We start from the raw sequence: 14,769 nt of genomic DNA, 5'->3' as shown, positions 1-14,769 counted from the left end.
TTAGCAGAATAAACCTATTTTTGCGACTTACAGAAAAGAAGTAAATATCATGCAATACAATTTCAACGAAATTGAAGCCAAATGGCAAAAATACTGGGCAGAAAACCAAACATTTAAAGCGGAGAACGATTCTGAAAAAGAAAAATTCTATGTGTTGGATATGTTTCCTTATCCTTCTGGTGCGGGTCTGCATGTTGGGCATCCGTTAGGTTATATTGCAAGTGATATTTATGCGAGATATAAGAGGCATAAAGGCTTCAATGTATTGCATCCACAAGGGTATGATTCTTTTGGTTTGCCTGCAGAGCAGTATGCTATTCAGACAGGTCAGCATCCTGCGGTAACTACGGCGGCAAATATTAAAACGTACAGAAGGCAGTTAGATCAATTAGGTTTTTCTTTTGATTGGAGCAGGGAAGTAAGAACTTCTAGTCCCGAATATTACAAGTGGACACAGTGGATATTCATACAAATATTCAATTCTTGGTATAATAAAGATACCGATAAAGCTGAAGATATAGAAACCTTGATTTCTAAATTTTCTACGGATGGTAATGCTAACGTAAATGCAGTATGTGATGATGATATTGAGGCATTTACAGCTGATGATTGGACTGCTTTTTCTGATGTTAAAAAACAAGAAATACTATTACAATATAGATTAACGTATTTGGCGGATACCGAAGTTAACTGGTGCCCTGCACTAGGTACGGTATTGGCAAATGACGAAATCGTAAACGGAGTATCAGAGCGTGGTGGTCACCCGGTTATTCGTAAAAAAATGACCCAGTGGAGTATGCGTATTTCAGCATATGCACAACGTTTGTTAGATGGTTTAAATAAGATAGATTGGCCACAACCGTTAAAAGATTCACAGACCAATTGGATTGGAAGAAGTCAAGGAGCTTCGGCTATTTTCAATGTTAAGGAACATGAAGAGAAAATAGAAGTTTTCACAACTCGCCCTGATACCATTTTCGGAGTGTCTTTTATGACCTTGGCGCCAGAGCACGAATTAGTAGGTAAAATAACTACACCAGATCAGAAAGCTGAGGTGGAGGCATATATAGAGGCAACTGCAAAGCGTTCTGAGCGTGATCGTATGGCAGACGTAAAAACCATATCGGGTGCTTTTACAGGAGCTTATGCTGAGCATCCGTTTACCAAAGAACCTATTCCTATTTGGATTGGTGATTACGTATTGGCTGGTTACGGTACGGGAGCTGTGATGTCCGTTCCATGTGGAGATCAACGCGATTATGATTTTGCCAAGCATTTCAATATTGATATTCCTAATGTATTTGAAGGTGTGGATATTTCAGAAGAAGCATTTGCCGATAAGGAGAAGACTGTTATTACTAATTCTGATTTCTTGAACGGATTACCATATAAGAAAGCAATGAAACTGGCTATCTATGAGTTGGAGAAAATTGGGCATGGAGAAGGAAAAATAAACTATCGTTTGCGCGATGCTGTTTTTAGTCGCCAAAGATATTGGGGAGAACCTTTCCCGGTATATTATGTAGATGGTATGCCACAGATGATTGCAAAAGAGCATTTACCAATTGAGTTGCCAGAGGTTGAAAAATATTTACCTACTGAAACCGGTGAACCACCTTTGGGCAATGCTGAGGTTTGGGCATGGGATACAGTTGCAAATAAAGTTGTCAATAATAGCGAGATAAATAATACCACAGTATTTCCGCTAGAGTTGAATACCATGCCAGGTTGGGCAGGTAGTTCGCAGTATTTCAATAGATACATGGATCCACATAATAATGAAGAGATATTCTCTGAAAAAGCGATTAACTACTGGCAAGATGTAGATTTGTATATAGGTGGTAGCGAACACGCAACAGGTCACTTATTGTATTCTCGTTTCTGGCAAAAGTTCATGTTTGATAAAGGTTTGGTGCCTAAAGATGAATTTGCTAAAAAGCTTATTAATCAAGGGATGATTACGGGGACTAGTGCATTTGTTTACAGAGATGAAGATGGAAAAACACTGGTATCTAAAGGTTTGGTTGATGGTAGAAATGTAACACCGATTCATGCAGATGTATCATTGGTAAATGCATCGGACGAGTTGGATATTGAAGGATTTAAAAAGTGGAGGGATGAATTTGCGGATGCGAAATTTATCACTGAAGATGATGGAACATTTAAAGTAGGCCGCGAAGTCGAAAAAATGTCCAAATCCAAATACAATGTAGTAAATCCAGATGCTATTTGTGAAGAATATGGTGCAGACAGTCTGCGTTTGTATGAAATGTTCTTAGGTCCGTTAGAGCAATCAAAACCTTGGAACACGGCAGGTATAACGGGAGCACATGGTTTCTTGAAGAAACTGTGGAAATTGTACACGCCCTTTTTAGATGAAACAGCGGTCGCTGAGCGTAGCCGAAGCGAGGAGGAGCCATCTAAAGAATCATGGAAGACATTACATAAGACCATTAAAAAGGTAGAAGAAGATATTGAGAATTTTAGTTTCAATACATCTGTATCTACATTTATGATTTGTGTAAACGAGCTTTCATCACAAAAATGTGTCAGCAGAAAAGTGTTGGAGCCTTTAGCAATATTGGTGTCTCCGTACGCACCGCACATTGCAGAAGAGTTGTGGAGTAAATTGGGTCATACAGATTCTATTGCAACAGCACCTTTTCCAAAATTTGAAGAAAAGTATATTAAGGAAAGTGATAAGGAATATCCTATTTCCTTTAACGGTAAAATGAAATTTACCATGCAACTATCTTTAGATTTAAGTAAAGATGAAATAGAAGCGGCAGTAATGGCGCACGAAAAAACCCAACAGCAATTAGCAGGGCGTACACCTAAAAAGGTAATTGTAGTGCCAGGTAAAATTGTCAATATCGTAGGGTAGATATTAGAATATAAGTAAAGTAAAGAGGCGATGAAAATCGCCTCTTTTAATATTGTAAAATTAGCAGTGATAGAAAATCATAAAATATGAACAGTATTGAAATATTAGGTTTAGTAGCTGCTACCTTTACCACAGGGGCATTTGTGCCACAAGTTTATAAAACCTGGAAAGAGAAATCTACCAAAGACATTTCTTTGACGATGTACACTATTTTGTTGATGGGAGCTATAATGTGGGCAATCTACGGATTTTCATTGAAGAGTTTACCAATCATTATAGCTAATCTGGCTACGGCATTTCTCCTTTTGATCATGATTATTTTAAAAATTAAACATAAATAGAGATGCACCCCTAAAAAACAAGGGTGTAGGTGTTGTAAATTCACATTTTAAACAATCAACCCCTACGTTTTATCGATTTAATGTTTGATATATGCATAATTAGTTTCAATTTTGCAGTGTAACATAAAATGATAAATCATGATTGTTGGTATTCCAAAAGAAATCAAAAACAATGAAAGCAGGGTAGGTATGACGCCAGCCGGAGTTTTCGAATTGGTAAAAAACAACCACAAAGTGTATGTCCAGTCAGATGCTGGTGAAGGCAGTGGTTTTTTTAATCAAGATTATCAACAGGCAGGTGCTATAATACTAGATACAATTGGTCAGGTATACGCCATGAGCGAAATGATCGTAAAAGTAAAAGAGCCTATTGCTGAAGAATATGATTTAATTCAACAAGGGCAAATATTGTTCACATACTTTCATTTTGCATCAAGCGAAGCCCTAACAAAGGCAATGATAAAGCAGAAGGCAATTTGTATAGCTTACGAAACCGTAGAAGATGAAGAAGGTACGTTGCCACTTTTAACGCCAATGTCTGAAGTTGCAGGTAGAATGGCAATACAACAAGGTGCTAAATATTTAGAAAAACCAGTAAAAGGGCGTGGTGTATTATTAGGTGGGGTACCAGGTGTAGCTCCGGGTAAGGTTTTGGTCTTAGGTGCTGGTGTAGTTGGTATACAAGCTGCTAAAATGGCAGCAGGTCTTGGTGCTCACGTAACTATCTTAGATGTTAATATGAAACGTTTGCGTTATGCAAATGATGTTATGCCGCCTCATGTGGTGACTGAATTTTCAAATGAGTTTAATATAAGAAGACTTATAAAAACACATGATCTAATCATTGGTGGTGTGTTGTTGAAAGGAGCAAAAGCTCCAAATTTGATTACAAGAGACATGTTGAAAGAAATGAGACCTGGAACGGTAATCGTTGATGTAGCCGTGGATCAAGGCGGATGTGTAGAAACAACCAAGCCTACCACGCATGAAGACCCTATTTATATTATAGATGATGTTGTGCACTATTCGGTAGCGAATATGCCGGGTGCGGTACCTTACACGTCTACAATGGCCTTGACCAATGTAACCTTGCCGTATGCCTTGAAATTGGCAAATTTAGGTTGGGAAGCTGCTTGTGAAAATGACGCGGCTTTAAAGAAAGGATTGAATATCGTAGAAGGAAATGTAGTATATCAAGAAATTATTGAAGCCTTTGGTTGGGAAGAGATAGTTGCTTAGCTAGTACATTTTGTCAGTAAAATATGCCTCGCCATATCCGAAAGGAATTTGGCGGGGTTTTTGCTTTTATATTAATAGATTCTTAAAAAAGTGGGAATCTTTAGTATATTTAATCGATTTAAAAATTGAAATGTTATGATGGGATATTATATACTGATTGGGGCAATAGCTTTGGTCAGCTGGTTAGTTAGTAGTAAGTTGAAGAGTAAGTTCAAGCATTATTCTAAGGTGCATTTGCAAAATGGAATGAGTGGTGCGGAGATAGCTGAAAAGATGTTGGCGGATCATGGTATTAGAGATGTAAAAGTGGTTTCTACGCCTGGTATGCTTACGGATCACTATAACCCTGCTAACAAAACGGTAAATTTAAGTGAAGGAGTATACAATCAAAGAAATGCAGCTGCCGCGGCAGTTTCTGCGCACGAAGTTGGGCACGCTGTACAACATGCAGAAGCTTACGAGTGGTTGGGTATGCGATCTAAATTGGTACCTATAGTAAGTGTAACATCTGGGATGGCGCAATGGGTAGTCTTTGGAGGTTTGGCTTTAGGTGCCGCTGCAGGTTTAGGCTTCGGTTATTGGGTTGCTGTTGCTGGTTTAGTAATGATGGGTATGGCAACCTTGTTCAGTTTTATAACCCTACCAGTAGAGTATGACGCCAGTAATAGGGCATTGGCATGGTTAAAAAACAAAAATATAGTGACACCAGAAGAATATAAAGGCTCTGAAGATGCATTGAAATGGGCTGCACGTACGTATTTAGTTGCTGCAATTGGTTCTTTGGCAACTTTGGTATACTGGGGACTTCAAGTTTTTGGTGGTAGAGATTAATACCAAAAAGTATATGTAAAAAAGGGAGCTAAATTTATTTAGCTCCCTTTTTTATTTAAGCGGTATAAACCGCTTCCTTTAAAATATTTCTCTTATTTAATACGCTCATCAATTAACTTGATAGCAATACCTTCTCTACCCATAAGTTCGAAAAGATCTAAAATGTCTCTCATTGATTTTTCTTCTTCAAGTTGTTCTTTTACGAACCATTGTAAGAAATTCTCAACAGCATAATCTTCTGTTTTCTTAGCTAAAGAAATTATTTTATTGATGGACTTAGTTACTTCTATTTCTTGTTCTAGAGCAGTTTCAAAAACTTCCTCTAAAGAAGAGAAGTCATGATTTATATTAGATATTTCTGGAGAAATAGCATTACCACCGCAGTCATTGATGAATTTAAAAATTTTCATCATGTGCTCACGCTCTTCGTTAGCTTGTCTATAGAATAACTCTGCACTGCCTGAATATGAATTTTGATCACACCAAGATGCCATAGCTAAATAAGATGAAGAGGCTTTACCTTCCATTTGTATTTGGTCATTAAGGGCATCTAAAGAAGTGACCTTAATACTCATATTTAATCTTGCGATATCTTTCATTTCTTTACTAATTTGTAGTAAAAGTAGTAACTATATGGTAGAATAGAGAATATGCGCCTTAATTTGAATTTGATTTAAGACTAATTATAAATAAGGAAGGGTAGCTAGGCAATGGTATTCACAAGTTGGTCGACATCAAAGCTAAGAAAGCCGTATTCGACCAAAGATTTTAAATCCAATAATTCCACCGTATTTAGAACAAAAAGATGCTCTTTATTACAAAGCATTAATACTTCAAATCCGTGCTTGTTTAAATCAGAATCAAAATGGTCTTCAATAGAGATGTTACGTACTTTAGTTCGCAGGGCAAGAAATTGGCAAAAAGATAATTTAATGGTCTTTTGATCCATGTCCAAGTAATGACATTTCTCTTTGTCAGATTGATATAGCGTATAAAATTTTGAGCGAAAAACCACTTTCATGGGTCAAATCTAATGCTTATTTAGATTAAATCAAAATATTAAATAGTGATTTGCCTGTCAATTTGTTGGGCTAAAGAAATGAAGGTTTCTGTTCTTGAAACACCTTCTATAGCTTGTATTTCTTTATTAAGTACTTGCATTAAATGTTCGTTATCTCTACAAAGTACTTTAATGAGAATAGACCAATTACCAGTGGTATAATGACATTCCAGTACTTCTGGTATTTTTTCAAGGAGCTTTACGGCTTTTGGGTTGCTCATGGCTTTGTCTAAATAAATACCAATATACGCCATGGTAGTATAACCCAATGATTTAGGATTGATTATAAATTTAGATCCAGATAAAAGTCCTGATGCTTCTAGTTTTCTTAAACGTTGATGTATAGCTGCGCCAGATATTCCAATACTTCTTGCAATTTCAAGTACTGGTTTACGGGCATCTTCCATTAAAAACCGTAATATTTTTTTATCGATTCCGTCAATTTTAGCCAAAGAAGTAGGTGTTTTCATGTTTTCTCAAATCAATTACCTCAATTGTAAAGGGTCGAGGTATACTAATTAATTTATTATTTCAAGGCAAGCCTTGGGTAATTGAACCCATAATGAGGGTTTAAAACATAAATGTACTTATTTGGTTTTAAAATGATAGTTAAAAAGTGTTAGTTGACTACAGAATTTGGATTATAACCTAAATATGGTATGTCATATTCCATGAAGTTGACTCCGTAATCCTCAAGTTCCTCCAATATAGGTTCGTACACTTCTTTAGTAATAGGTATCTGTACACCTGGTGTAGTTATATCGCCATTCAATATTTTTAAAGCTGCCATGGCTACTGGTAAACCCACAGTTTTTGCCATTGCCGTAAACGTTTGGTTTTCGCCAGTAACTACAAGTTTAGAATCTATTTGTTTCTTTTCTCCGTTTAATTCATAACCAAATTTATGATACATAACGATCATATCTTTTTCTTCTGGTTGAAGTGTCCAACTATCTTCTAATATTTTCTGAAGAGCTTGAGCAGGTGTGGCATTGGGTATTCCAATGATTTTATTGTTGTCAAAAAGATTTAGTTCTATTAATTTATCCCAACGGATATCATCTTGATCCAATTTTAGATAATGTCTAAGTTTTAATTCCACGGAATCTGTTGGTGAGTAAGGAAGGAATAGATTAATGAATTCGCGATAACTCATGTTTTCAGAGTTTTCGATGGTATAGGTATCATCAGTAGCTCCTAATTGAATGAACATATTCCATGCTTTGGAAAAGCCGACACGACGCATAGTACCTCTGTAAATAGTTAGTGCATCTTGTAATTTATAAGCCTCTCTGTAATTTAACGAATCGCGATTTGCATATCCTTCAAAACGACCATAGCCTTCAATTTCAAAAAATTCCGTACGCCTAAATAATCGGTGGTAAGGTATGTATTTATAAGTGCCCTCTTGAATGAACTTGGCAGTTCCACCTTGCCCTGCAAGAACTACGTTTCTAGGATTCCAGGTAAACTTATAGTTCCAAAGGTTATTGTCATGTTCCGGGGCCACCAAACCACCACAGAAAGATTCAAATAATATTATTTTACCACCTTTATCTCTTATGCGGTCAATCACTTGCATAGCGCTCATATGGTCTACACCGGGATCTAAGCCAATTTCATTCATAAAAACTAATCCCGCTTCTTTTACCTTTTCATTAAGAGAGAGTAGTTCTGGGCTAACGTAAGATGCTGTAACCAAATGCTTTTTAAGATGAACACAATCTTCTGCAACCTTTATATGAAAACGAGCGGGGAGCATAGAAATAACGACGTCTGAATTTTCTATGGCTTTTTGCCTTGCCGTATCTTCAAATATATCAAGAGCAACAACGTTGCAATGCGAATGGTCGGCAATCGATGATGGAATTGCAGCAGGGTTAATGTCGCCAATGGTGATTTCTAATTTTTCAGCTTCCGCTTTTCCTAAAAGATAATCTAACAGATAAGAGGTAGATTTACCTGCGCCTATAACAAGAATTTTTCGCATCATACGATTTCAGTATTTTTGATTGGTAACGATTTACTAAGGTATCAAATTGTTACATTTATAAGAAAAGTTATTATAAAAGTTATGAAAAAAACAATTTTAGGTACTGCGTGTCTATTTGGAATGTTGGCAGTTGTTCTTGGTGCTTTTGGTGCACACGGGTTAAAAAATTTGGTGGATGCACAATCTGTAGCCACTTTTGAGACGGGAGTTAGGTATCAAATGTACCATGCCTTTTTCTTGTTTGTACTTGGGTTGTTGCCTTTGGAATATGTAAAGTCTAAAAAGACCATTTATATATGTACGGTAATTGGTATCGTTTTATTTTCTTTTTCTATTTATCTGCTGTCGTTAAATTCATTGGTAGCTTTTGATTTTAAGGTTATCGGCATCATTACACCTATCGGGGGTTTGTTTTTAATTGCGGCTTGGGCACTTATGGGCTATGGTGTAATGAAATCAAAATTTGTAAAATAGCTGGTGAATACGTCGTTTGAGTGACTAAATAGCTTATTTTCAACATATCAATGGTATTTTTATGACTAAAACAAAATTACTAGGACTAGTCTTGGGTCCTCTTTCTTTTATGTTGATTCTTTCCTTTTTTCATCCAGAAGGACTTTCCGCACAGGCAAATGCAGTCTTGGCATCTACCATTTGGATTGCCATTTGGTGGATTACAGAAGCAATACCAATTGCTGTAACGGCATTGTTGCCATTGGTGCTATTTCCGCTTTCTGGCGGATTGGATTTGTCATCTACCTCAAGTTCTTTCGGTCATAAATATGTATTTCTCTATATGGGCGGGTTCATCATTGCCATTGCCATAGAAAAATGGAATCTCCATAGAAGAATAGCCTTGAATATTATCAACCTCATAGGTTCAGATGTTAGAAAGATTATTCTGGGCTTCATGTTGGCAACTGCTTTTTTATCCATGTGGATTTCCAATACGGCTACTTCGGTAATGATGCTGCCTATCGGTTTGGCGATTATAAAACAGTTACAAGATAACCCAGATACGGTAGAAGATGAAAATAAGACCTTTGGTAAGGCGCTAATGTTGGCAATAGCTTACAGTGCTTCTATAGGCGGTGTGGCTACGCTTATAGGTACACCGCCAAACCTAGTTTTGGCAGGTGTGGTTTTAGATACTTATGGTTATGAAATTACTTTTATGCAATGGTTTGCCTTTGGTTTGCCCATTTCAATTATTCTGATTTTCATTTGTTGGAAGTATTTGACACAGTATGCTTTTAGCTTTAAGCAGAAATCCTTTCCAGGAGGTAAGGAAGAGATCAAACGTTTACTATCCAATCTTGGTAAAATTTCATATGAAGAGAAGGTAGTGGCTTTTGTATTTGCTTTGACTGCATTCTGTTGGATCACGCGCTCGTTTTTATTGCAAAAGATCTTACCAGGCTTAGATGATACTATCATAGCCATATTTTTTTCAATTGTATTATTCTTGATTCCTTCAAAGAAGAAAGGAGAGCAACTCATTAATTGGGAAGTAGCCGTAAAAATGCCGTGGGGTATCATTCTTTTGTTCGGTGGCGGTATGGCATTGGCAAAAGGATTTGAAGTTAGCGGATTGGCGGTATGGATCGGTAGTCAAATGACATCGTTATCTGGGTTACCTATAATAATTCTGATTTTAGTATTGATAGCAGCGGTGAATTTTCTAACTGAAATTACGTCCAATCTGGCAACTACGGCAATGTTGTTACCAGTATTAGCCCCTATGGCGTTAACAATAGATGTGCATCCGTTTGTATTAATGGTGGGTGCTGCGGTTGCGGCATCGTGTGCTTTTATGTTACCGGTTGCTACACCTCCAAATGCAGTGGTTTTTGGTTCAGGTTATCTGAGAATTCCAGATATGGTTGGCAAAGGATTCTTTATGAATATTATTTCTATCATTATATTGACCTTTTTCGTATATTTTGTACTCCCAGAGTTGTGGGAAATTTCAATAAATAGTTTCCCCCAAAAATTCAAATAAATGAAGCTATTACTAATTCCTGATAAATTTGATGGTTCTTTAACAAGTGAATCATTTACTAATGCCTTTGTTGATGGTATGAAGAAAGCGGGTGTGCCTTTTTCTTCCCGTTTTATTAAAGCAACAGATGGCGGAGAAGGTTTCTTGAAAGTTATTTCCAATTATAAACCATGTATTTCGGTTGAGGTAATAAGTGAGAATCCGTTAAGAGAACCCATAAGATCCTATTACTTATATAACAAAGAGGATAATTCGGCTTACATAGAGCTCGCCAATGCATCGGGTGTTGATTTATTGCCTTTTGATGAACGTAACCCTATGTTGACCACTACGTATGGTACCGGTATTGAAATTAAAGATGCTGTTGAAAAAGGGGTAAAGCATATTTATATAGGGCTTGGCGCAAGTGCTACCAATGATGGTGGTATTGGCATTGCGCATGCTTTAGGTTTTGATTTTTTAAATGAAAATGGAGTACTGTTGCCTCCTATTGGTTCAAGTTTACAATTAATAAGGTCTATTGATGATTCACGTGTGTCTGATAAACTAAAGCAAGTGAAGTTTTATACGGTTCATGATGTAATCAATCCGTTGTTTGGTGAAAATGGAGCAGCTTATGTATATGCAAAATACAAAGGCGCAACAGATGAGGTAATAGCAGAATTGAATAAGGGTTTAATAAGATTGAATAGGGTAGTTTCAGATAAGTATAACGTATTTCTAAATAATGTACCTGGTGCTGGTGCCGCAGGAGGTGCCGCTTTTGGGTTGAAAACTTTTTTAAATGCGGAATTCTTGAGTGCTATGGACTTTATTTTAGGATTGTCTGGCTTAAGGGAAATTTTAGATAAGGAGAATTTTGATTATATAATTACCGGTGAAGGCAAAATTGATGCGCAAAATTTGAATAGTAAATTATTACAAGGCGTTATAGGTTTGGGTAAAGAATATAATATTCCTGTAATTGCCATATGCGGAATGTTAGAAATCTCAAAGGACCAGTTAAAAGAAATAGGTGTTTTTGATGTTTTTGATATTCAAGACGAGTATAAAGATTTGGAGTATAATATGAAGCACGCAGCCCTGCTTTTAACTGCAAAAACAGCTGAATATTTCTCTAAAAAGTAAAAATTGGGTGTCAAAAAAATACCTCTTTTTTTATTTATTTCTTAAAATTTTAAGTCCTAAATAGTAATAATGTATTTAAAACGCGTTATCTCCTTATAATATGTATTAAAAGGAATAAAGTGTCTGCGAATATTTTTTGTTTATAGCGATTCTTTGATTGAATTCGTATTTCGACGAGAAATGGCGCTAATTGAGCTCTGAAAATCAGTGGTTCAGCTTTTATTTTTTTAGTTTTACACGAACAAATTTTCTAAAGCATGAAAAGCTCAACGACAAATGCGCATACCATATCCCTAAAAAACTATGGGATTACACACGCCAATTTTCATTATCAGGAAACACCGGAAAATCTCCAAAAAGCCACTCTAGAAATGGATATGGGAGTTGAAACCAGCAACGGTACACTTGCTGTGAATACTGGTGAATTTACAGGTAGATCCCCTAAAGATAGATATATTGTCAAGGACGATATAACAAAAGATAAAATTTGGTGGGGAGATATCAATATTCCATTTGAAAAGGAAAAGTTTGATGCCTTATATACTAAGGTGATTAGTTATTTAAACGAAAAAGAACTTTTTGTTAGGGATAGTTACGCTTGTGCAGACGAAGATTATAAGTTAAATATACGTGTGATCAATGAGTATCCTTGGTCGAATATGTTTGCCTATAATATGTTTTTACGTCCTACAGAAGCAGAATTAGAGGATTTTACGCCAGAGTGGACTGTAATAAACGCACCTGGTTTTATGGCAGATACAGAATTAGATGGAACAAGGCAACATAATTTTGCAATCTTGAATTTCACTGATAAAATTGCATTGATTGGTGGAACAGGATATACAGGGGAAATCAAAAAAGGTATTTTCTCTGCCTTAAACTTTATTCTGCCAGTTTATAAGGAAACATTGCCAATGCACTGTTCGTCAAATGTTGGCGAAGATGGAGATACTGCAATCTTTTTTGGATTATCTGGAACAGGGAAAACAACGTTATCAACAGATCCCAATAGAAAATTAATAGGTGATGATGAGCATGGTTGGACAAGTAGAAATACCGTTTTCAATTTTGAAGGGGGTTGCTACGCAAAGGTGATTAACTTATCTGAAGAACAAGAGCCTGAAATTTATGGAGCTATCAAACCAGGTGCAATACTTGAAAATGTAGTGCTAGATGATAAGGGCAATGTTGATTTTGCCGATACTTCAATTACACAGAATACAAGGGTTAGTTATCCAATTCATCATATAGATAACATTCAGCAACCATCTATTGGTAAGAATGTAAAGAATATTTTCTTTTTAACTGCAGATGCTTTTGGTGTACTGCCTCCAATATCTAAGCTTACTCCTAGTCAGGCTGCATATCACTTTATTTCTGGTTACACAGCTAAAGTTGCGGGTACAGAAGCAGGTGTTGTAGAGCCTGTACCATCATTTTCAGCTTGTTTTGGCGCACCTTTTATGCCATTACACCCAACAAAGTATGCTGAAATGTTGAGCAAGAAAATGAAAGAATCTGGTGTAGATGTTTGGCTTGTGAATACAGGTTGGACAGGCGGACCTTATGGAGTTGGAACTAGAATGAAATTAAAGTATACTAGAGCTATGATATCTGCCGCATTAAACGGTGATCTTGGCTTGTATTCATATGATAAGTACCATATTCACTCTGTATTCGGTGTAGCACAACCTAGAGAGTGCCCTGGTGTACCAACTTCTGTATTGAGTCCAAGAGCAACTTGGAACGACGATGAGAAATATTATAAAACTGCATTTAAATTGACAAATGCCTTCAGGGAAAACTTCAAAAAATTTGAAAGTTACGCCAGTGAAGAAATAAGAAGAGGCGGACCACAGCGGTACGCATTATAAAACAATAAAAAAGCCTTGCAATGCAAGGCTTTTTTTATATCAAATATTTTAAGGGTTCTATTTGTTTACACTTATTATGTACTTCTGTAACGCCATGGTCATAGAAGGTGTTTCAGGTGTTGGTGCTTTAATGTCTATACGTAAACCGGCATCGGTTGCAGCATCTACTGTAGAGTTACCGAATACGGCAATTCTAGTTTCCTTTTGATCGAAATCTGGAAAATTCTGTAATAAAGACTCAATTCCGGACGGACTAAAGAATACTAAAATGTCATAGTATACATTACGTAAATCAGAAAGATCGCTAATAACAGTTTTGTAAAAAATAGCTCTTTTCCAATTAATGCTTAGAGAATCTAAAGTATCGGGAACGTCTTGTTTAAGTACATCTGAAGAAGGAAGTAAGAATTTTTCATCCTTATATTTCTTAATCAATGGCACTAAATCCGTGAATAATCTTTTTCCTACGTAAATCTTACGTTTTCTATAGACCACGTATTTTTGAAGGTAATAGGCTACCGCTTCAGATTGGCAGAAGTATTTCATGGAATCTGGCACCTTAAAACGCATTTCGTCTGCAATTCTAAAGAAATGATCTACTGCGTTTCTACTTGTTAAGATAATAGCAGTAAAATCATTCAGATCTATCTTTTGCTGACGCACGGTTTTTGCGTCAACTCCTTCTACATGTATGAACGGTCTAAAATCAACCTTTACTTTCTCTTTGTCTATAAGCTTGGAATAGGGGGAGTTTTCCATTTTCGGCTCAGGTTGCGAGACCAAAATCGTTTTTACTTTCATATGCTGCACTATTTTAGAAAGCTTCCCATAATAACTAAGGGTGCAATTTCGAGTGCGCAAAGGTACAAAATAAAATAGAAAAAATAGCTGCTTATGAATTTTTGGTAATTCCTGAGGACTGTTACCCAACCAATTATATTGATTGTAAAAAATAGAATTAGTGCAATAATAATTACGATTTGCGAGTCAATAAAAACATATGCTAAAAACACATTAGCAATGAAAAGAACAATGCCCGCGTAATTAAGGTAGGTTAGTTTCTTAAAAATCAACTCATTAAAGGTGTTGTAGGAATTAAATATGAATCCGTTGAACAACTGCGCCATTGTTTTCGCGGTTATAAATAGGAAAACACCTGCAAGTAATAATGGAAAAATGTAAGGGTTTTTAGCTTCAGTAGGATTTAGGTATGAACGCCAAATAAAAAAAATAAATAAGGTTAAATTGACAATTTGAAACACGCTCATTAGAAAATGAAACCAATTAAACAGCTTTTCTTTCTTCGAATGTATAGTAATATACTTGTTGTTAAAAGGAAGGATGATGAAGTTTAAAAAACGTGGGTAATAAATACTTTTGGCTATTAACGGAAACAACAAGCTTACCATGAGTGTTA

The 14,769-nt window shown here is 36.2% G+C and carries 14 protein-coding genes; 8 read left to right on the top strand and 6 right to left on the bottom strand.

Translation table 11 applies throughout. From position 1 onward, the window contains the following. Nucleotides 1–49 precede the first annotated feature (49 nt). From leuS to P177_RS18115, 4 genes are all read left to right on the top strand, one after another. Entirely contained in the window at nt 50–2,884 is a 2,835-nt protein-coding gene (gene leuS, locus P177_RS18130; RefSeq protein WP_036157070.1) for a leucine--tRNA ligase, read from the top strand. Nucleotides 2,885–2,970: 86 nt separating this feature from the next. Further along, the gene (locus P177_RS18125) at nt 2,971–3,225 is read left to right on the top strand and encodes a SemiSWEET family sugar transporter (protein ID WP_036157068.1); all 255 of its coding nucleotides are present in this window, start codon (nt 2,971–2,973) and stop codon (nt 3,223–3,225) included. A gap of 138 nt (nt 3,226–3,363) precedes the next feature. After that, entirely contained in the window at nt 3,364–4,464 is a 1,101-nt protein-coding gene (gene ald, locus P177_RS18120) for an alanine dehydrogenase (protein WP_036157066.1), read from the top strand. Between the two features lie 135 nt (nt 4,465–4,599). Continuing rightward, nucleotides 4,600–5,295: a zinc metallopeptidase gene (locus P177_RS18115; protein WP_036157064.1), complete on the top strand. Its 696-nt coding sequence runs from the start codon at nt 4,600–4,602 to the stop codon at nt 5,293–5,295. Between the two features lie 92 nt (nt 5,296–5,387). On the opposite strand, the gene P177_RS18110 is transcribed toward P177_RS18115, so the two are convergent. From P177_RS18110 to P177_RS18095, 4 genes are all read right to left on the bottom strand, one after another. After that, the gene (locus P177_RS18110) at nt 5,388–5,894 is read right to left on the bottom strand and encodes a ferritin (protein ID WP_036157062.1); all 507 of its coding nucleotides are present in this window, start codon (nt 5,892–5,894) and stop codon (nt 5,388–5,390) included. Between the two features lie 104 nt (nt 5,895–5,998). Continuing rightward, complete coding sequence (locus P177_RS18105; RefSeq protein WP_036157061.1) at nt 5,999–6,316, bottom strand: hypothetical protein; 318 nt, start codon at nt 6,314–6,316, stop codon at nt 5,999–6,001. Nucleotides 6,317–6,354: 38 nt separating this feature from the next. Beyond that, a complete protein-coding gene (locus P177_RS18100) occupies nt 6,355–6,825 on the bottom strand; it encodes an Lrp/AsnC ligand binding domain-containing protein (protein ID WP_036157059.1) in 471 nt (156 codons plus the stop codon). A gap of 149 nt (nt 6,826–6,974) precedes the next feature. Then, nucleotides 6,975–8,348, bottom strand: a complete 1,374-nt coding sequence (locus tag P177_RS18095) for a saccharopine dehydrogenase family protein (protein WP_036157056.1) — start codon at nt 8,346–8,348, stop codon at nt 6,975–6,977. An 81-nt stretch (nt 8,349–8,429) separates the two neighbouring features. Between P177_RS18095 and P177_RS18090 the strand changes: the two genes are divergently transcribed. From P177_RS18090 to pckA, 4 genes are all read left to right on the top strand, one after another. Further along, nucleotides 8,430–8,822, top strand: a complete 393-nt coding sequence (locus tag P177_RS18090; protein WP_036158776.1) for a DUF423 domain-containing protein — start codon at nt 8,430–8,432, stop codon at nt 8,820–8,822. 61 nt (nt 8,823–8,883) lie between these two features. After that, the gene (locus P177_RS18085) at nt 8,884–10,350 is read left to right on the top strand and encodes an SLC13 family permease (protein WP_036157054.1); all 1,467 of its coding nucleotides are present in this window, start codon (nt 8,884–8,886) and stop codon (nt 10,348–10,350) included. Further along, complete coding sequence (locus P177_RS18080) at nt 10,351–11,478, top strand: glycerate kinase (RefSeq protein ID WP_036157051.1); 1,128 nt, start codon at nt 10,351–10,353, stop codon at nt 11,476–11,478. It abuts the gene before it with no gap. A gap of 257 nt (nt 11,479–11,735) precedes the next feature. After that, nucleotides 11,736–13,352: a phosphoenolpyruvate carboxykinase (ATP) gene (gene pckA, locus P177_RS18075; protein ID WP_036157050.1), complete on the top strand. Its 1,617-nt coding sequence runs from the start codon at nt 11,736–11,738 to the stop codon at nt 13,350–13,352. Between the two features lie 57 nt (nt 13,353–13,409). Here the strand turns inward: pckA and P177_RS18070 are convergent, their stop codons facing one another. Both P177_RS18070 and P177_RS18065 read right to left on the bottom strand, forming a co-directional pair. Then, nucleotides 13,410–14,153, bottom strand: coding sequence for a uroporphyrinogen-III synthase (locus tag P177_RS18070; RefSeq protein ID WP_036158773.1), 744 nt, complete (start codon nt 14,151–14,153; stop codon nt 13,410–13,412). 8 nt (nt 14,154–14,161) lie between these two features. Then, entirely contained in the window at nt 14,162–14,761 is a 600-nt protein-coding gene (locus P177_RS18065; protein ID WP_245233087.1) for a DUF4271 domain-containing protein, read from the bottom strand. Between the last annotated feature and the right edge of the window lie 8 nt (nt 14,762–14,769).

Origin of the sequence: Maribacter forsetii DSM 18668, from assembly GCF_000744105.1 — a bacterium.
In the GTDB taxonomy this organism is placed as follows: domain Bacteria; phylum Bacteroidota; class Bacteroidia; order Flavobacteriales; family Flavobacteriaceae; genus Maribacter; species Maribacter forsetii.
This window is presented reverse-complemented; position numbering and strand designations above follow the sequence as displayed.

Excerpts from the sequence above, each read along its gene's own strand:
- leuS (WP_036157070.1), top strand. The coding sequence starts at position 50 with ATGCAATACAATTTCAACGAAATTGAAGCCAAATGGCAAAAATACTGG.
- P177_RS18125 (WP_036157068.1), top strand. The coding sequence starts at position 2,971 with ATGAACAGTATTGAAATATTAGGTTTAGTAGCTGCTACCTTTACCACA.
- ald (WP_036157066.1), top strand. The coding sequence starts at position 3,364 with ATGATTGTTGGTATTCCAAAAGAAATCAAAAACAATGAAAGCAGGGTA.
- P177_RS18115 (WP_036157064.1), top strand. The coding sequence starts at position 4,600 with ATGATGGGATATTATATACTGATTGGGGCAATAGCTTTGGTCAGCTGG.
- P177_RS18110 (WP_036157062.1), bottom strand. The coding sequence starts at position 5,894 with ATGAAAGATATCGCAAGATTAAATATGAGTATTAAGGTCACTTCTTTA.
- P177_RS18105 (WP_036157061.1), bottom strand. The coding sequence starts at position 6,316 with ATGAAAGTGGTTTTTCGCTCAAAATTTTATACGCTATATCAATCTGAC.
- P177_RS18100 (WP_036157059.1), bottom strand. The coding sequence starts at position 6,825 with ATGAAAACACCTACTTCTTTGGCTAAAATTGACGGAATCGATAAAAAA.
- P177_RS18095 (WP_036157056.1), bottom strand. The coding sequence starts at position 8,348 with ATGATGCGAAAAATTCTTGTTATAGGCGCAGGTAAATCTACCTCTTAT.
- P177_RS18090 (WP_036158776.1), top strand. The coding sequence starts at position 8,430 with ATGAAAAAAACAATTTTAGGTACTGCGTGTCTATTTGGAATGTTGGCA.
- P177_RS18085 (WP_036157054.1), top strand. The coding sequence starts at position 8,884 with ATGACTAAAACAAAATTACTAGGACTAGTCTTGGGTCCTCTTTCTTTT.
- P177_RS18080 (WP_036157051.1), top strand. The coding sequence starts at position 10,351 with ATGAAGCTATTACTAATTCCTGATAAATTTGATGGTTCTTTAACAAGT.
- pckA (WP_036157050.1), top strand. The coding sequence starts at position 11,736 with ATGAAAAGCTCAACGACAAATGCGCATACCATATCCCTAAAAAACTAT.
- P177_RS18070 (WP_036158773.1), bottom strand. The coding sequence starts at position 14,153 with ATGAAAGTAAAAACGATTTTGGTCTCGCAACCTGAGCCGAAAATGGAA.
- P177_RS18065 (WP_245233087.1), bottom strand. The coding sequence starts at position 14,761 with ATGGTAAGCTTGTTGTTTCCGTTAATAGCCAAAAGTATTTATTACCCA.